Origin of the sequence: Sedimenticola sp. (assembly GCF_050289425.1) — a bacterium.
Taxonomy (GTDB): Bacteria; Pseudomonadota; Gammaproteobacteria; order Chromatiales; family Chromatiaceae; genus Sedimenticola.
Map to the genome: position 1 here is coordinate 186,085 of NZ_JBNKFS010000005.1, position 16,113 is coordinate 202,197.

At 58.8% G+C, this 16,113-nt stretch carries 18 protein-coding genes; 12 read left to right on the forward strand and 6 right to left on the reverse strand.

The genetic code is table 11. The annotated features are described in order from the left end of the window. Positions 1-184: 184 nt before the first annotated feature. Together phaR and ACQY5R_RS05310 are read right to left on the reverse strand one after the other, a co-directional pair. Positions 185-649: a polyhydroxyalkanoate synthesis repressor PhaR gene (phaR, locus tag ACQY5R_RS05305; RefSeq protein ID WP_428605436.1), complete on the reverse strand. Its 465-nt coding sequence runs from the start codon at positions 647-649 to the stop codon at positions 185-187. Positions 650-858: 209 nt separating this feature from the next. Next, the gene (locus ACQY5R_RS05310; RefSeq protein ID WP_428605438.1) at positions 859-2,043 is read right to left on the reverse strand and encodes an acetyl-CoA C-acetyltransferase; all 1,185 of its coding nucleotides are present in this window, start codon (positions 2,041-2,043) and stop codon (positions 859-861) included. Between the two features lie 219 nt (positions 2,044-2,262). On the opposite strand from ACQY5R_RS05310, the gene ACQY5R_RS05315 reads away from it, so the two are divergent. Both ACQY5R_RS05315 and ACQY5R_RS05320 read left to right on the forward strand, forming a co-directional pair. Beyond that, positions 2,263-3,174, forward strand: a complete 912-nt coding sequence (locus ACQY5R_RS05315; RefSeq protein WP_428605441.1) for a poly(R)-hydroxyalkanoic acid synthase subunit PhaE — start codon at positions 2,263-2,265, stop codon at positions 3,172-3,174. A 1-nt stretch (position 3,175) separates the two neighbouring features. Then, on the forward strand, positions 3,176-4,246 hold the full coding sequence (locus ACQY5R_RS05320) for a class III poly(R)-hydroxyalkanoic acid synthase subunit PhaC (RefSeq protein ID WP_428605443.1): 1,071 nt from the start codon (positions 3,176-3,178) through the stop codon (positions 4,244-4,246). Positions 4,247-4,367: 121 nt separating this feature from the next. Here the strand turns inward: ACQY5R_RS05320 and hisG are convergent, their stop codons facing one another. From hisG to ACQY5R_RS05335, 3 genes are all read right to left on the reverse strand, one after another. Continuing rightward, entirely contained in the window at positions 4,368-5,246 is an 879-nt protein-coding gene (gene hisG, locus ACQY5R_RS05325) for an ATP phosphoribosyltransferase (RefSeq protein WP_428605446.1), read from the reverse strand. A 291-nt stretch (positions 5,247-5,537) separates the two neighbouring features. Next, positions 5,538-5,780, reverse strand: coding sequence for a YdcH family protein (locus ACQY5R_RS05330; RefSeq protein ID WP_428605449.1), 243 nt, complete (start codon positions 5,778-5,780; stop codon positions 5,538-5,540). Positions 5,781-5,928: 148 nt separating this feature from the next. After that, entirely contained in the window at positions 5,929-6,621 is a 693-nt protein-coding gene (locus ACQY5R_RS05335; protein WP_428605451.1) for a ComF family protein, read from the reverse strand. Between the two features lie 128 nt (positions 6,622-6,749). Here ACQY5R_RS05335 and bioB point away from each other — a divergent pair, with 128 nt between their 5' ends. From bioB to bioD, 5 genes are read left to right on the forward strand one after another with little or no spacing between them, the layout of a single operon-like run. Then, the gene (gene bioB, locus ACQY5R_RS05340) at positions 6,750-7,775 is read left to right on the forward strand and encodes a biotin synthase BioB (protein WP_428605452.1); all 1,026 of its coding nucleotides are present in this window, start codon (positions 6,750-6,752) and stop codon (positions 7,773-7,775) included. Between the two features lie 50 nt (positions 7,776-7,825). Next, a complete protein-coding gene (bioF, locus tag ACQY5R_RS05345; RefSeq protein ID WP_428605455.1) occupies positions 7,826-8,989 on the forward strand; it encodes an 8-amino-7-oxononanoate synthase in 1,164 nt (387 codons plus the stop codon). Then, positions 8,986-9,762, forward strand: coding sequence for a pimeloyl-ACP methyl ester esterase BioH (gene bioH / locus ACQY5R_RS05350; RefSeq protein ID WP_428605457.1), 777 nt, complete (start codon positions 8,986-8,988; stop codon positions 9,760-9,762). The genes bioF and bioH overlap by 4 nt, the downstream gene beginning before the upstream one ends. Further along, complete coding sequence (bioC, locus tag ACQY5R_RS05355) at positions 9,755-10,639, forward strand: malonyl-ACP O-methyltransferase BioC (RefSeq protein WP_428605459.1); 885 nt, start codon at positions 9,755-9,757, stop codon at positions 10,637-10,639. Before bioH ends, bioC begins: the two co-directional genes overlap by 8 nt. 6 nt (positions 10,640-10,645) lie before the next feature. After that, positions 10,646-11,335: a dethiobiotin synthase gene (gene bioD / locus ACQY5R_RS05360; protein WP_428605462.1), complete on the forward strand. Its 690-nt coding sequence runs from the start codon at positions 10,646-10,648 to the stop codon at positions 11,333-11,335. A 41-nt stretch (positions 11,336-11,376) separates the two neighbouring features. Here bioD and ACQY5R_RS05365 read toward each other — a convergent pair whose 3' ends face one another. Beyond that, positions 11,377-12,021 (reverse strand): peroxiredoxin-like family protein, encoded by a 645-nt coding sequence (locus ACQY5R_RS05365; protein WP_428605464.1) that lies wholly within the window; start codon positions 12,019-12,021, stop codon positions 11,377-11,379. A gap of 98 nt (positions 12,022-12,119) precedes the next feature. Between ACQY5R_RS05365 and ACQY5R_RS05370 the strand changes: the two genes are divergently transcribed. The 5 genes from ACQY5R_RS05370 to ACQY5R_RS05390 all read left to right on the forward strand — a co-directional run. After that, the gene (locus ACQY5R_RS05370) at positions 12,120-12,710 is read left to right on the forward strand and encodes a TetR/AcrR family transcriptional regulator (RefSeq protein WP_428605466.1); all 591 of its coding nucleotides are present in this window, start codon (positions 12,120-12,122) and stop codon (positions 12,708-12,710) included. 15 nt (positions 12,711-12,725) lie between these two features. Further along, positions 12,726-13,313, forward strand: a complete 588-nt coding sequence (locus ACQY5R_RS05375; RefSeq protein WP_428605468.1) for an ACP phosphodiesterase — start codon at positions 12,726-12,728, stop codon at positions 13,311-13,313. Positions 13,314-13,323: 10 nt separating this feature from the next. Then, entirely contained in the window at positions 13,324-13,782 is a 459-nt protein-coding gene (locus tag ACQY5R_RS05380) for a YbaK/EbsC family protein (protein WP_428605471.1), read from the forward strand. 181 nt (positions 13,783-13,963) lie between these two features. Beyond that, complete coding sequence (locus ACQY5R_RS05385) at positions 13,964-15,040, forward strand: 3-deoxy-7-phosphoheptulonate synthase (RefSeq protein WP_428605474.1); 1,077 nt, start codon at positions 13,964-13,966, stop codon at positions 15,038-15,040. Between the two features lie 753 nt (positions 15,041-15,793). Beyond that, on the forward strand, positions 15,794-16,113 hold a 320-nt coding region (locus ACQY5R_RS05390), incomplete at its 3' end, for an IS110 family transposase (RefSeq protein ID WP_428605477.1).

Below are 16,113 nucleotides of genomic sequence, written 5' to 3' on the forward strand. Positions count from 1 at the left end.
CCGGTATTTGTGCGTTGCAACAATATTGCAATGCAGCATAAAAGGTCGTCGGTGCGATGTCAATAGGGCTCCGAAAAAAAAATTGTGCGACGCACAATTCGTATCGGATTTGCCGCTCTAAAGCAGGGGGGGCTCCGTGGCGGAGAGAGTGGGTAGAGTGACTATTGCAGGTATCGGAGGGGGATTATTCTTCTTTCTTTCGGTTGCCGGCACTGGCTAGCCCGGCGGCTTTGAAGAAGTTTTTCTGCATGTCGGCCCACATGCGCATATTCTGTTCAGCCATATTGGTAATGGCCTTCACCGGGTCGCTGCCGACCGTGTTGTTGAGTTGTTCCTGTTGCTGTACGAACATGGAGAGGCTCTCTTCCAGATAGCGGGCCAGGATGCCCTGCACCGTGCCGCCATAAAAACGGATAATCTGGGACAGCATCTTGGCGCTGAACAGCGGCTCGCCGCCTGATTCTTCGTCCAGCATGATCTGAAGCAGGATGGAACGGGTCAGATCTTCGTTGGTATTGGTATCAACAACCTGGAAATCCATTCCTTTCATGACCAACTCGCGGATATCACTCAGCGTGATATAGCGACTGAGTTCCGTATCGTAGAGGCGACGATTGGGGTACTTTTTTATAATTCTGGTGTTAGACATGAAGCCGGATCCTCGATATGAAATTCCATCTGCACCCACAGTTTACCCGGGAATATTGGCAAAGGGAAAACTCTTTGGTCTATATGTCGGATCGAAATGATTTTACGTCGCTTTTTTATCGCTGCCGTTGCCGCCGGTTAGAAAGGAAAAGGATAAAAAACGGGACTGACCGGTCTGTTCCGGATCAGTCCCGTCTGGGAGGATTGCGGTTAGTCGCGCTCGACGGCCAGCGCTACACCCATACCACCACCAATACAGAGCGTTGCCAGCCCCTTCTTGGCGTCGCGTTTTTCCATCTCGTGGAGCAGGGAGACTAGAATACGGGCACCGGATGCGCCGATCGGATGGCCCAGCGCGATGGCACCGCCGTTAACGTTGATCTTTTCCATATCCCAGCCCAACTCCTTGTTGACCGACATAGCCTGGGCGGCAAAGGCTTCATTCGCTTCCACCAGATCCAGGTCGCTGACGGACCACCCGGCTTTCTCCAGGCACTTGGTCGAGGCGGGAATCGGACCGGTGCCCATGATGGCGGGATCGACGCCGCTGGCGGCGAATGCCTTGATGCGGGCCATCGGGGTCAAACCCAGTTCCAGCGCCTTGCTCTCTTTCATAACGATAACGGCGGCGGCGCCGTCGTTCAGACCGGAGGCGTTACCGGCCGTAACCGTACCTTCGCGGTTGAAGGCCGGGCGCAGTTTGCCCAGGGTTTCTGCCGTGGTGCCGTGACGCGGGAATTCGTCCTCGCTGAAGATGACCGGATCGCCCTTGCGCTGGGGGATCTCTACCGGAATGATTTCATCTTGAAAACGGTTGGTTTTTTGCGCAGCTTCCGCTTTTTGCTGGGAGGCGGCGGCAAACTGGTCCTGCTCTTCGCGGCTGAATTCAAATTTGCTGGCGATATTCTCTGCGGTAACGCCCATATGGTATTGGTTGAAGGCATCCCAGAGCCCGTCGACAATCATACTGTCTTTCAGTTTCCAGTCGCCCATCGTCTGACCCTTGCGGGAGCCCGGGACCACATGCGGGGAGAGGCTCATATTCTCCTGGCCGCCGGCGATGACGATTTCGGCATCGTCGCAGGCTACCGCTTGCATCGCCAGATGGACGGCTTTCAGTCCGCTGCCACACACCTTGTTGATGGTCATGGCGGGGACCTCTTGCGGCAGACCGGCACCCAGGGTGGCCTGGCGGGCGGGATTTTGGCCGCAGCCAGCAGTCAATACTTGGCCCAGTATGACTTCGCTGATCTGCTCAGGGGCGAGTTTGGTGCGTTCCAGGAGGCCGGCAATGACCTTGGCGCCCAGCTCACTGGCGGGGATTCCGGCGAGGGATCCGGTGAAACTGCCGATGGCGGTTCTGCCTGCCGCGACGATTACAATATTATCACTCATACGCATTACCTTTTGCTGTCATGGGCAGGGGGACCGCGAAATCCAGGTACTGCCAGCACCCCCCCTTTCTGTTTTGCGCCGGATGGCGCCCGGTGTTTCCATTGCTACTGAAAAGATCAGTGTAAAGCAAATTGCTGCAGCGCACCATACCGCTTTGCATGCTAGTATGCAACGGTCTGATAGTAGCAAGGTTGGCAACCGATGGGGGAACAAGGCTTCTTGAACGATGATTGGTTGGAGGCTCAGCGCAAGTACTGGGCTGACTGGTCGGCGCGTGTCGGACAGGTTGACGCGGCGTCGGGAGCCAGCGACAACCCGTGGGAGCAGGCCCTCACTCAGTGGTGGCAGACGCTGGCACCCGCCACCACGCCGATGATACAGGAACTGCTGGAGAAGATGCTGGCCCAGAGCCGGCAACTGTTCCAGTTGGCGGAGCAGTTCGTCGAAACGCAGCAACAAACGGGCGGCAATCAGGATTGGCAGGCGGTGATTCAGCAGACGTTCGGCGATTTGCGGGGTATCATCGCCGGCATCACCGGTACCATGAACCCACTGTCGGACGAGATGCTCGCGGAGGCGACCGCCGACAGTTCCCGAGACTATCTAGAAAGGCTCTTCGCGTTGCCGGGGCTGGGTCTGGGACACCGTAGCCAGGCACAGCAGCGCGAGATGATTGTCCGTTTACTCCGTTACCAGCAGGCCCGCCAGGCTTATGAGCTGTTTTTTATCGATCTGGGTAACCGCTCCATTGAGCGGTTGCAGGCTGAGATCGCCAAACTGGAGGGGGAAGAACGAACGATCGATTCGGCCAGGGAGTTGTACGATCTCTGGGTATCGGTTTGCGAAGGGGTGTATGCGGAACAGGCGATGACCCCTGAATATGTCAAACTCTATGGTGAATTGATCAATAGCCAGATGGCGGTCAAACAGCAGATGCGCGACATGCTGGATGAAACTTTTACCGCCCTCGGTATGCCCACTACCCGTGCCATACGCGCACTGGAACAGCGTGCACATGATGACCGCCAGGCTATCAAAGCGCTACGTGCGGAGCTGGCGACCCTACGACAGGCGCCCGAGGTAAAGCGTGCTCCCCGCCGTCGCAAGAAGACGGTTGCAACGGGCAAATAGCATGGCACCCATAGAGTTAAAACCGGAAAAACTGATCGAAGAGGTAGTGGATTACAGCCGCAAACTGCAGTCCGGTGTCGAGCGACTCTGTGCGGCCGATACCGTGACCGCCGGCGTATCCCCCCGTGAAGCGATCTATCGGGAAGACAAGCTGACCCTCTACCATTATCTGCCCGATGCGTCCGCCACTCCGTCATCCGATGCGGTGCCGCTGCTGATCGTCTACGCGCTGGTCAATCGGCCCTATATGGCCGATCTTCAGGCGGACCGGTCAACCATCAAAAACCTGCTGGCCACCGGTCAACCGGTTTATCTGATCGACTGGGGTTATCCGGACAGTGCGGACCGGTTCGTGACCCTGGACGACTATATCAACGGTTATCTGGATCGCTGCGTCGATCGGTTGCGGGAGCGGCATGGGGTCGAGCAGATCAATCTGTTGGGTATCTGTCAGGGCGGGGCGATGAGCCTCTGTTATACCGCCCTACACCAACCGAAGGTCCGTAATCTGGTGACCATGGTGACGCCGGTCGATTTTCACACCCCGGATAATATGCTTAGCGCCTGGGTACAGCATCTGGATGTGGATCTATTGGTGGATGTGCAGGGCAATATTCCGGGCGATTTCCTCAATTGGACTTTTTTGGCGCTCAAGCCCTTCGTCCTGGCCGGGCAAAAGTATGTCCATCTGGTGGATATTCTGGATGAGGCCGAGCGGGTGGATAATTTTCTGCGCATGGAGAAGTGGATCTTCGATAGCCCCGACCAGGCAGGCGAGACCTTCCGTCAGTTCATCAAGCAGTTTTATCAACAGAATGGGTTGATCAAAGGGACGGTTATCCTAGGGGATCAGCGGGTGAATCTGAACAAGATCACCTGTCCGCTGTTTAATATCTACGGTGAGCAGGATCACCTGGTTCCCCCCGCAGCGTCCCGGGCGTTGCAGGGGCGCACCGGCAGTAAAGATTATACCGAGCTGGCGTTTCCCGGTGGTCATATCGGGATCTACGTCAGTGGCAAAGCCCAGGCGTTGATTCCTTCGACCATCGGTCAGTGGCTGGATGCGCGCTGATCCGGGTAGTGTGTGTTAGGTCGTTTAGGTACTGGAGTAGGCATCAGTGGGCAAGGGGCCTGTTTAGCGCACCCGATCGGATAATAGTGGGGTACGGCGTCCGTGCCTTACCGATACAAAGTCAGAGCATCTTGCGTAGTTCGTACTCCAGAATCCCCTCGGCGCCGGCGGCCTTGAGGCGCGGGATCAGGTCGCGCACCTCACCGCTGTTGACCACGGTCTCCACCGCCAGCCACTCCTGATCGTACAGATGGCTGACGGTGGGCGCATGCAGGCTGGGTAGGATGCCGACCACCAGCTCCAGTTGATCGGCCGGTACGTTCATCTTCAGCGCCACTTTCTGGCGCGCCGTCAGCGCCGCGCGCAGCAGGGTCGCGATCTGCTCGATCTTTTCCCGCTTCCAGGGATCCTGCATCGCTTGCTTGTTGGCGATCAAGCGGGTTTCGGTATGCAGAATGTCACAGACGATGCGCAGTCCGTGGGCCTTGATGGTGCTGCCGGTTTCGGTGATCTCCACCACCGCATCCACCAACCCCTCTACCACCTTCGCCTCGGTGGCGCCCCAGGAGAACTCGACATGGGCGTCGATACCCTGCTCTGCCAGGTAGCGTTTGGTAAAGGAGACCAGTTCGGTGGAGATCTTTTTCCCCTGCAGATCCGCAATGGATTGAATCGGTGAATCCTTGGGTACCACCAAAACCCAGCGGCAGGGCTGGTCGGAGCTCTTGGAATAGACCAGCTCGCAGATCTCCTCCACTTGGTCTTCCGATTCGGTTTCGAGAATCCAGTCGTGTCCGGTCAATCCCAGATCGAGGGTGCCGTTGGCGACGTAGGGTGCCATCTCCTGAGAGCGTACCAGGGCACAACTGATATCGGCATCGTTAATGGAGGGGAAGTAGTTGCGCGACCGGGGGGTAATATTCCAACCGGCTTGTTTGAACAATGAGAGGGTGGCGCTCTCCAGACTGCCTTTGGGGATACCGAGCTTCAGTTGTGACATAGGACTCTTTCTTGGTCAGGGGTGAAAACTGCGGGGGATGATTTTACCCGGTTAACGGGGTGAAGATCCATTCGGCCGGCGGTTCCTGTAGCGGGAGCGCCTGCGGGGACTGGGATGAGGGGCTGGATACGGCCGTAAATGAACGAAAATGGCCGCCAAATACGGCTTATCTCAGCAGCGCACCGCCCCTGACTCGGGGGCGTTTTGGTCAACGCTGGCCGCCGGGTCTCTGGATCGTTCATTCGGGGCCGCTGGTTTTTATCGAATGTGCGGCCTTGAACGCCCGCTTAGTTAACTGTTTTGTCGCAGGTATTGGTAAATCTGGTCTTTCAAAAGCGCCCGGGTCTTTTTCATCTCTTCCATGTCGAAATCATCGATCGGTTGGTTGAGCTCTTCCAGGTTGCGGATTTCGCTGTCCAGCGTGTCGTGTTCTTCCATCAGGCTGGCGAACTGGGGATCTTTGTCGTGAAGGGTATTGATGGTCTCCTCCAGATTGGGAAATTCGTGGAGGATGTCATGGGTTTCTCCAAGCATGGCACGGTTCCTTCTATCAGTGGTTGACTAGGTACGGTGGTGTCACTGAATCGGGGCACACAACCCCAATTATAGGGAACAGTTTCGACCTGAACATGATGCAAGGCAATTGATCGGGCCGGGTGTTGGCGCCGCTTGTTGCGACGGCTCAAGGTGTGCGTGCCACCGCCCAGACATCCACCCGCGCGACACCGCGCTGTTTCAGGCATTTCGCCAGCTCATTTACCGTGCTACCGGTGGTGACCACATCGTCCACCAGGGCGACATGGTTGACCGCCGGTGTGCGGGTGACCTGGAAGGCGCCGCGGATATTCCGTTTGCGCTGGTGCTTTTTCAATTCGTGTTGCGGAGGGGTCGGCTGGATCCGGCGGCAGCTTTGGTGATCGAGCGCTAAACCCAATTGCCGGGCGAGCGGTTTGGCCAACTCCAGGGCTTGGTTGTAACCGCGCTGGCGTAATCGCTGCGGATGAAGCGGCACCGGGATCAGCAGGTCGGGCATCTCCGCCCGCTGTCGCAGGTGATCGGCCAGCAGTCGGCTAAGCAGCCGCCCCTGAGCCAGCTGACCGGAAAATTTAAATCGGCCGATAAGCTGGTCAATCGGCGCCGCATAAAGATAGGGGATGAAGCTGCGGTCAACTGCCGGGGGGTGCGCCAGGCAATGCCCGCAGGTGGCTTCGTCAGCGAGGGTAAGAGGCAGGCCGCAGCACCGGCAACTGTGTCGGTTATGTGGCAAATCCGCCTGGCAGTCGGGGCAGATAGCGTCCTGTGCCGGTGTGTCGCAGAGTAGGCAGGGGGCGGGATAGAGAAGGGTTAGTATATTATTTATACAGTTGTAAACCATAAAAATTCATTTTGGTTGACGAGCAATCCTGCTCCGGTATCATAGCGGGCTGGCGAGGTATCCCCACTCATTTTGTGCATTATCCACCTTTCCTGTCACCATCAACAGAGTCAGAGGCCCTCCTGAGTATGAACCAATCCGTAGTGCGACACGACTGGAGCCTGGATGAGATCGCATCCTTGCTTAATCTCCCGTTCAACGACCTGATGTTTCAGGCCCAGACGGTTCATCGTCAGCGTTTCGACCCGAATAAGGTACAGGTCAGTACTCTGTTGAGTGTCAAGACCGGTGCCTGTTCCGAGGATTGCGGTTACTGCTCGCAAAGCGCCAAGCACGCCACCGATCTGGAGAAAGAGAAGCTGTTACCGCTGGATGAGGTGAAGCGTGCCGCCCAGGAAGCCAAGGAGAAAGGGGCGACCCGCTTCTGCATGGGCGCCGCCTGGCGCAACCCCACTGACAAGAACCTGCAGCGGGTGGTGGAGATGATCCGTGCGGTGCACGACATGGGCATGGAGACCTGCGTCACCCTGGGAATGTTGACCGAGAGTCAGGCCCAGAGCCTGAAAGAGGCGGGGCTCGACTATTACAATCACAATCTGGACACCTCGCCGGAGTTCTACGGCAATGTGGTGACCACCCGTACCTACCAGGATCGGCTGGATACTCTGGCGCGGGTACGCGACCTGGGGATCAATGTCTGTAGCGGCGGCATCCTCGGCATGGGCGAGTCACGCCGCGACCGCGCCTCCATGCTGCGCGAACTGGCCAACCTGCCGAAACACCCGGAGTCGGTGCCCATCAACATGCTGGTACAGGTGGAGGGTACCCCCCTGTACGGTACCGCCGCGCTGGATCCGTTTGAGTTTATCCGCACTATTGCCGTGACCCGCATTCTGATGCCGGAATCCTATGTGCGCCTGTCGGCCGGCCGTACTGAAATGAGCGATGAGATGCAGGCCCTCTGTTTCATGGCCGGCGCCAACTCCATGTTCTACGGGGAGCGCCTGTTAACCACCGACAATCCCGATGCCGATGCCGACCGACAACTGTTTGATCGCCTTGGGCTGCACTTCGAGGAGACCCGCGAACTGCAGGCGACCGAGAAGGAGTGCGACAGCAAGCGCAAGGTTCGTTTGGCGGCTGAATTCTCCTGAACACGGCTGTGTCCGGCTGCCCGGCACCGGCTATCGCAAAGACCATATTGATGAGATCACTGGAACCGGAACTGGAGCGGCGTCGAGCCGCACACCTCTACCGCAGGCGGCGTGTGCTGGGCGGCGCCCAGTCCCCCCTGCTGCAGGTGGATGGCAAACCCCTGCTCAGTTTCTGCAGTAACGACTACCTGGGTCTGGCCAATCACCCCCAGGTGATCCAGGCCCTGCAGCGTGGTGCGGAACGCTACGGCGCCGGGAGTGGCTCGGCCCACCTGGTTTCCGGACATAGTGCCGCCCATCACGCGCTGGAAGAGGAGTTGGCCGCCTTTACCGGCCGACCCCGTGCGCTGCTTTACTCCACCGGCTACATGGCCAACCAGGGGGTGATTACCGCCCTCATGGGGCGTGGCGATACGGTCTTTGAGGATCGGCTTAACCATGCCTCGCTTATCGATGGCGGCCTGCTTAGCCGGGCCGATCTGAAACGCTATCCGCATAATAATATAGCCGCCCTGGCCGACCAGATGACGCGCCGCCTTGACGGTGAAGCGCTGGTGGCGGTGGATGGGGTGTTCAGCATGGACGGCGACCTGGCGCCGCTACCGGAGTTGGCCCGGCTGTGCCAGGCACAGGACGCCTGGTTGATGGTGGACGATGCCCACGGCATCGGCGTATTGGGGCGTGACGGCCGTGGCAGCGTCGACCATTTCGGCCTCGACCCGCAGGCGGTGCCGATCCTGATGGGTACGCTGGGCAAGGCGTTCGGCACATTCGGTGCCTTTGTCGCCGGTTCCGAGGCCTTGATCGAAACCCTGATCCAGCAGTCGCGCAGCTATATCTATACCACCGCCCTGCCGCCGGCTGTGGCGGAAGCCACCCGTGCCAGCCTACGGCTGGTGCAGGAAGAGTCGTGGCGGCGGGAACATCTGCAGCAGTTGATCGCCCGCTTTCGAGCCGGTGCCAGCCAGTTGGGCCTGGAACTGATGCCGTCAGAGACGCCCATCCAGCCGATCCTGGCCGGCAGTGCGGAGCGGGCAGTCGGCTGGAGTCAGGCACTGGAGAGCGAAGGGATGCTGGTGACCGCGATCCGCCCGCCGACCGTACCGACCGGTAGTGCGCGCCTGCGGGTCACGCTCTCCGCCAGCCACAGCTTTGAGCAACTGGATCGGCTACTGGATGCGCTTGGACGGCTGGACCGGGAGGAGGCGGTTTGAAACTCTCTGTCGAGACAACCGGTAACGGCCCCGATCTGGTGCTGCTGCACGGGTGGGGGATGAATGGGGCGGTCTGGTCGCCGGTGCTGGATTCCCTCTCCCGGGATTTTCGGATCAGCGTGATCGAGTTGCCGGGCCACGGGCTGAGCGGCTATGACCCGAACTGGACGGATCTGGATAGCTGGGTGGAGGCTTGCCTGCGGGCCGCTCCGGCCAAGGCGACCTGGATCGGCTGGTCCCTCGGTGGCCAATTGGCCCAGCGGGCCGCGCTGATGGCGCCGGACAGGATTGAAGGATTGGTGTTGGTAACCGCCAGTCCTCGATTTGTGGCTGGGGAGGGTTGGCCCCATGCCATGGCGTTGAATACCCTGATGCAGTTTGCCCGGGCGCTCAGTCGGGATCATCACCAGACGCTGGAACGTTTTCTCTCGTTGCAGGTGCAGGGGGATGAGGCGGCCCGTGAGACCTTGCGCCTGTTGCGCCAGGATATCGCGCTGCGCCCCGAAGCCGACCCGCTGGCGCTGGAACAGGGGTTGGAGCTGCTGCGCACGGTGGATTTGCGGCCCGGTCTCGGGGATATCCGTTGTCCCACGCTGTGGCTCTTCGGCGAACGCGACACCCTGGTGCCGGCCGATGTCTGTGACGAACTGGAGCGGTTGATGCCGGCCGCGGAAATCCTGATCCTGCAGGGCTGCGCCCACGCACCGTTTTTATCTCACCCGCGGCCCTGTCTGCGGGCCTTAAAACACTTCCTTGGATCGGACCATGCCTGATCGACAGCACACGATTGATAAACAACAGGCGCGCCTCGCTTTCTCCCGGGCGGCACCCCGGTACGACCAGGTGGCGGTACTGCAGCGGGAGATCGGCCAGCGCATGCTGGATCGGTTGGAACTGGTGCGGTTACAACCCGAGGTGATCCTGGATATCGGCGCCGGCACCGGGGTGGCCACCGCCGCCCTGGCCGATCGCTATCGTAAATCCCGGGTGCTGGCGCTCGATTTTGCCTTCCCCATGCTGTTGCAGACGCGCAAGCGGGGCAACTGGCTGCGCAAGCCGCGCTGTATCTGCGGTGATCTGGAGCAGCTGCCGTTGGCGGATCAGAGTGTCGATCTGATCTACTCAAACGCCGCTATCCAGTGGAGCAATGATCTGGATAGCGCCTTTGGCGAATTCCGCCGCGTCCTGCGCCCAGGCGGTCTGCTGATGTTTACAACCTTCGGTCCGGACACGTTGAAGGAGCTGCGTGCCGCCTGGGCGGCGGTCGACAGCGGCTCCCATGTCAGCACCTTTATCGATATGCATGATGTGGGCGATGCGCTGCTACGCGCCGGCTTGGCGGACCCGGTGATGGATGTGGACCGCATGACCCTGACCTATGAGCGGGTCACCGGCCTGATGCGGGACCTGAAAATTCTCGGTGCGCACAATGTGAACAGTGACCGGCAACGCGGACTGACCGGCAAGGGGCGACTACAGGCGATGCAGGAGGCTTACGAAACGTTTCGGCGTGACCGTAAGCTTCCAGCCAGTTATGAAGTGGTGTACGGCCATGCCTGGGCACCGGAGGCGGGTTACCGTTCCAATGCGCCCTCCGTTTCCATCGATCGGATTGGCCTCGATCTCAACCGCGCCGGCCGCGGCGCCTGAAACACCATGCCCCAGGGATATTTCATTACCGGTACCGATACCGATAGCGGCAAGACGGTTGTCACCCTGGGCTTGATGCAGCGCCTGCAATCCCAGGGTTACCGCGTGGTGGGCATGAAGCCGGTAGCGGCCGGTGCCGACCAGACACCGGATGGGTGGCGCAACCAGGACGCCTTGCAGTTGCAGGCCCAGGCATCACGACCCGTGGACTACCATCTGCTCAACCCCTACTGCTTCGAACCGCCGATCGCCCCGCACCGGGCGGCCGAACTCGCGGGCCGGGTAATCGATTTCACCGAGATCAAGCGCTGCTTCGATCAGTTGGCGGGCACGAGTGACCGGATACTGGTCGAAGGGGCCGGTGGTTGGCGGGTGCCGCTGGGTCCAAATCAAAGTATGGCTGACTTGGCGTGCGCGCTGGATCTGCCGGTTATCCTGGTGGTGGGTTTGCGGCTGGGCTGTATTAATCATGCGTTGTTGAGTGTCGACTCGATCCGTGCTTCCGGCGCCAGACTGGCCGGTTGGATCGGCAACCAGATCGATCCGGCAATGCAGCAGCGTGAGGCCAATATCGATACTTTGAACGCGTGGCTCGATCTGCCCTGTCTGGGTATCGTCCCCTGGTTGAGCTCTCCCACCCCGACAACCGTTTCCCGCTACCTAACATCATCCCCAAATGAGGGAGGTTTGCGCTGAGAACGATCGCGCCTTTGGTCCCTCAATATTCATGCCCGTGGCTAGAGGGATTGCAGGACCCGAATAATTTCCTCTGGCTCCATCCGTTGTGTGTAATCGGCGTTCACAAACCCATAGGCGATTTGCCCATCCTGTCGGATGACATAGGTCGCCGGTAAAGGTAATTCAAAGCGATCATCCCCGTTGTAGGCCGGCAGGTCGACACCAAAGCCGGCATAGATGGTGCGGAGTGATTCCGGCAGCGAAAACACCAACCCGAACTGACGCGATACCCGATTGCCCACATCGCTAAGGATCTCGAAACCGGGCTCGTGGCGCGCCTCCATCTCGGCTACCTTGTCCGGTACCTCCGGCGCGATGGCGACCAGTGTGGCGCCCAGCTCTTCGATCTGCGGCAGGACCGCCTTTAGGGCGCGCATCTCAAGATTGCAGTAGGGGCACCAGCCTCCGCGGTAAATATTCAGTACTACAGGCCCCCGTTCGAGTAGATCGGTTAATCGGATCTCCCGACCGTGGGCGTCAGGCAGGGTGAAATCCGGTACCGGGTCGCCCTGTTTCAGGGCCCGGTTCTCTATTCCCGATGCCTTCAGGTCCGCCGTGGCCTGGGCCATGATCGCCAGGATCTCCGGTGTGGCCTTGTTGATGGTGCTGCGTTTCTGCTCATCGAGCTGTTGTTGAAGTCCCATGTGCGGCTCCTTTAGAGGTGCTTTGGATATAGATATTGAATGATCGTTCAATAATTGGTATTTGAATGATCACTCAATATCCTGATAAAGTAAAGCCCATGGCACGTCCCCTCGAATTTGATCGCGAAACGGCACTGGAAGAGTCCATGCGGATTTTCTGGCGCTACGGTTACGCCAGTACCTCCATCCAGCGTCTCAGCAAACAGATGTGCCTGCATCCGGGCAGCCTGTATGGCGCCTTCAAGAGTAAACGCCACCTGTTCATTGAGGCCCTGGAACTCTATTTCCAGCGCAGCAGCCAGGCGATCAGGGAGGCGTTGCAAGAGGCCGATAGCCCGCTGGAGGGAATTCGACGGTTCTTTTATCACTTGCTGGATCAAATTGAGGATGAGCGGGCGATCAAAGGTTGCCTGATGATCAATACCGCCACAGAGCTGGCGGAAGAGGCGGGAGATGAGGCATTGGCAAGGCGTCTGGACGAGATGTTTCGCAGTCATGAAAAACAGTTTGAACAGGCATTGATTACCGCCCAGGCCAACGGCGAGTTGGCCAAAGATAAGGATCCGGCGGCACTGGCGCGCTATCTGCTGGTGGGGGTCAGGGGATTGCGTATCTACGGCAAGGCCAGGCCGTCCCGGGCGGAGCTCGAGGGTGTGGTGGACAATCTGCTCGCCGTGTTACGCTGCTGACTGGCCGCTGCAACCATGAACTATCTCGCCCATCTGTTGCTCTCTTCGGAAGACCCGGATGAGCGGCTGGGCAGCCTGATTGCCGATTTTACCCGCGGTCGTCTAGAGACCCTGGCCAAGCACTATTCGCCGGGCGTCATGCGGGGTATCGCCCTGCATCGCCAGGTGGATCGCTTCACCGATGACCATCCTCGAGTGCAAAGGAGCCGGCGACGCATTGCCCAGCCCTACCGGCGCTACAGCGGGATCATGCTGGATATACTGTATGACCATTTTCTCAGTTGTTACTGGGGGGAGTTCAGCCGTTATGACCGGCGCCATTTTATCCAGGATGTATATCGGCTGCTGGAGCAGCGGCGGGACGAGCTGCCGGGCCCGTTGAAGGAGCTGGCGCCGCGTATGCAGCGGGAAGACTGGCTCGGCTCCTATCGGGACCTGGCCGTCATCGAACGGGTCTATCAGCGGATGTCCAGCCGCATGCGGCAACCGAATCATCTGGGTGGGTCGATGGTTGAAGTGCATCGGCACTATTCGGAGTTGACAGAGGATTTTAAGGCATTTTTTCCTGAATTGGTCGGTTTTGTGGCCAGTAAAAGCAGTTGATGAGTGAGTGATGATACCTGACAGAGTCAAAGCAATATTAAAGACCCATGGTTTGACGGCGCTGGAGTTTGAACCCGGCAGCACCCCTACCTCAGAATTGGCGGCGGCACGCATCGGTGTAGCGGTGGGACAGATCGCCAAATCGATGCTGTTCAAAGGCAAGAACGGTAACTTTTACCTGGCCGTGTGTCCGGGCGACCGGCGGGTCTGCAGCAAAAAGATGAAGAGTGAGACCGGTACCAAGGTGCGCATGGCGCGTGGCGAAGAAACCGAGGTGATGACCGGTTTCCGCCCCGGCGGCGTTTGTCCATTTGGCGTCGAAGGGGTGGAGTTGCTGATCGATATCGGGCTGGCCGATTACCCGCTGATCTATCCCGCAGCGGGTAACGATGCTTCGGGGGTACCGGTTACCTTCGATCATCTGAAACAGATTACCGGTGGCCGGGTGGTGGATGTGATGGAAACCTGAGTTAAGCGCGAAAGCGGATTGACAGGGTATTTATGCCCGAGAATGACGGCCAATCTAACACTTTAGTACGGAATTCCTCTTTTTTTGCTGCATATGCAGCACTTTGTGTCGCCCAGAGGTGGCAAAAGGCCGGCGAATCTCCTATTCTTCAAGACCTTTTTTTGTACAACCGAGCACCGCCATGTTCCAAGATAGCCTGACCAATACCAACCTGCTCGCCGAGCGGGTGCTGATCTCTCCCGTGGATCTCAAACGCCATCTGCCGCTGTCAAGCGACGGGGAGCGCCACGTCATCCAGGCGAGGCAGACCATCAAACGGATCCTCAATAAGGAGGATCACCGCTTGCTGGTGGTGACCGGCCCCTGTTCCATCCACGATGTGGAGGCGGCCAAAGAGTACGCATTGCGCCTGAAAAAGCTGCATGATGAATTGGGAGATACCCTGTATATCGTTATGCGGATCTATTTTGAGAAACCCCGCACCACGGTGGGCTGGAAAGGGTTGATCAACGATCCCCGTATGGATGACAGCTTCCACATCGAAGAGGGGCTACACAAGGCGCGCGAGCTGTTGGTGTGGCTGGCGGAACTGGGCTTACCGGTGGCTACCGAGGCACTGGATCCGTTCAATCCCCAATATCTGGGAGACCTGTTCTCCTGGGCGGCGATCGGTGCGCGCACCACCGAATCCCAAACCCATCGCGAGATGGCTTCCGGCCTTTCCATGCCGGTCGGTTTCAAGAACGGCACCGATGGCGGATTGGCGGTGGCCATTAATGCCCTGGAGTCGGTGGCCAACCCCCACAGCTTCCTTGGTATCAATCAGAAGGGGCAGGTGACGGTGATCCAGACCAAGGGTAACGTCTGCGGACATGTGATTCTGCGCGGCGGTAACAGCGGGCCCAATTACGATTCGGTCAATGTGACGCTGTGTGAAGAGGCGCTGCGCAAGGCGGGGCTGCCGGAGAACATCATGATCGACTGCAGCCATGGTAACTCCAGCAAAAAACCGGAGTTGCAGCCGTTGGTGGCGGAAAACGTGGTTAACCAGATTATCGAGGGCAACCGGTCGATCACCGGCCTGATGCTGGAGAGCAACCTGGAGTTCGGCAACCAGTCGATCCCGGCAGATCTGAGCCAGCTCAAATACGGCGTCTCGGTGACGGATGCCTGTATCGACTGGGAGACCAACGAGAAACTGCTGGTGAGCATGGCGGAGAAGCTGAAAGAGGCGCTGCCGGCACGGATTACTGCCTGACCGCCCGCTGAGCAGGTTGTACGAAAAAAAAGGCCGCAAGGAGATTGCGGCCTAAATCCAAAAGGAGGAGTCGGTCAGCGGAGGGACGCTACTTCGATACTGCCTTGGCCATCCCCTGACCTTGGAACCGATTTGACCACAGAATGAAAGCTCGCCGCATTGCGAATTCGCAACGCGGCGTTTTTTTTGTCCAGGGATGGACTTATGCCGCGGAGCACAAGGATGTGCGGGAGCGGCTTTGGGAAGGGATGGACTTATGCCGCGGAGCACAAGGATGTGCGGGAGCGGCGTTGGGAAGGGATGGACTTATGCCGCGGAGCAGAAGGATTGATGTAGGGGCAACCCCCGTTGTTGCTCTGTGTTCCGGGAAGTCGGGGAAACGGGTAGGCACAGAGGCCTACCCCTACTGGCCATGCGGTGGTTGTTTCCAATGACGCGTAGGGGCAACCCCCCGTGGTTGCCCGCTGTTTTCGGGCGTCGGGAAAACGGGCAGGCACAGGGGCCTACCCCTTGTATGTTTAGAGCCAACGAACTGATAGTGTTCTTCACCAGTTGCCGGGGAGGCCGTTTGCCCCTGGAGGCAGTTCCGACTGACCTCGTGCGTAGAGTGGCCCCCCGCCTCATTGCCAATCCCGAAGAGTATCAGGAAGCCAGTCAAGCTGGACTTCGCATCACAAGGTTGGGACAGCATCAAGTGCGAGGTCGGGGAACCGGTGACTATTGTGACCTGAAGCCAGCCGGGAGTGAAAGTCCATGAGTGTATTTGTTGGGGTGGATATTGCCGCGAAAACCTTTGATCTGGTCGTCAGAAAGGCGGGCAAGTCCTCAAAAGTAGAGCCGTTCAATCAGACGCCCCCGGGACACGCCCAAGCCATTAAGCGGCTGAAGGCACTCAAGCCCTCGCTGATCGTCATGGAGGCCACCGGGATCTACTATCTGGACTTGGCCGTGGCGCTGACTGCGGCAGGCCTTCCGGTGTCAGTGATCAATCCGAAAAGCTTCCGCCACTTTGCAGAGTTGAAGCTGACAGGAAGCAAGACCGATGGTATCGATGCGGCGCTGCTGGCAGAGTA

What these genes read in the sequence shown, in the direction of transcription:
- phaR (WP_428605436.1), bottom strand. Translation starts at nt 649, where the DNA reads ATGTCTAACACCAGAATTATAAAAAAGTACCCCAATCGTCGCCTCTAC.
- ACQY5R_RS05310 (WP_428605438.1), bottom strand. Translation starts at nt 2,043, where the DNA reads ATGAGTGATAATATTGTAATCGTCGCGGCAGGCAGAACCGCCATCGGC.
- ACQY5R_RS05320 (WP_428605443.1), top strand. Translation starts at nt 3,176, where the DNA reads ATGGCACCCATAGAGTTAAAACCGGAAAAACTGATCGAAGAGGTAGTG.
- hisG (WP_428605446.1), bottom strand. Translation starts at nt 5,246, where the DNA reads ATGTCACAACTGAAGCTCGGTATCCCCAAAGGCAGTCTGGAGAGCGCC.
- ACQY5R_RS05330 (WP_428605449.1), bottom strand. Translation starts at nt 5,780, where the DNA reads ATGCTTGGAGAAACCCATGACATCCTCCACGAATTTCCCAATCTGGAG.
- ACQY5R_RS05335 (WP_428605451.1), bottom strand. Translation starts at nt 6,621, where the DNA reads ATGGTTTACAACTGTATAAATAATATACTAACCCTTCTCTATCCCGCC.
- bioB (WP_428605452.1), top strand. Translation starts at nt 6,750, where the DNA reads ATGAACCAATCCGTAGTGCGACACGACTGGAGCCTGGATGAGATCGCA.
- bioF (WP_428605455.1), top strand. Translation starts at nt 7,826, where the DNA reads ATGAGATCACTGGAACCGGAACTGGAGCGGCGTCGAGCCGCACACCTC.
- bioC (WP_428605459.1), top strand. Translation starts at nt 9,755, where the DNA reads ATGCCTGATCGACAGCACACGATTGATAAACAACAGGCGCGCCTCGCT.
- bioD (WP_428605462.1), top strand. Translation starts at nt 10,646, where the DNA reads ATGCCCCAGGGATATTTCATTACCGGTACCGATACCGATAGCGGCAAG.
- ACQY5R_RS05365 (WP_428605464.1), bottom strand. Translation starts at nt 12,021, where the DNA reads ATGGGACTTCAACAACAGCTCGATGAGCAGAAACGCAGCACCATCAAC.
- ACQY5R_RS05370 (WP_428605466.1), top strand. Translation starts at nt 12,120, where the DNA reads ATGGCACGTCCCCTCGAATTTGATCGCGAAACGGCACTGGAAGAGTCC.
- ACQY5R_RS05375 (WP_428605468.1), top strand. Translation starts at nt 12,726, where the DNA reads ATGAACTATCTCGCCCATCTGTTGCTCTCTTCGGAAGACCCGGATGAG.
- ACQY5R_RS05380 (WP_428605471.1), top strand. Translation starts at nt 13,324, where the DNA reads ATGATACCTGACAGAGTCAAAGCAATATTAAAGACCCATGGTTTGACG.
- ACQY5R_RS05385 (WP_428605474.1), top strand. Translation starts at nt 13,964, where the DNA reads ATGTTCCAAGATAGCCTGACCAATACCAACCTGCTCGCCGAGCGGGTG.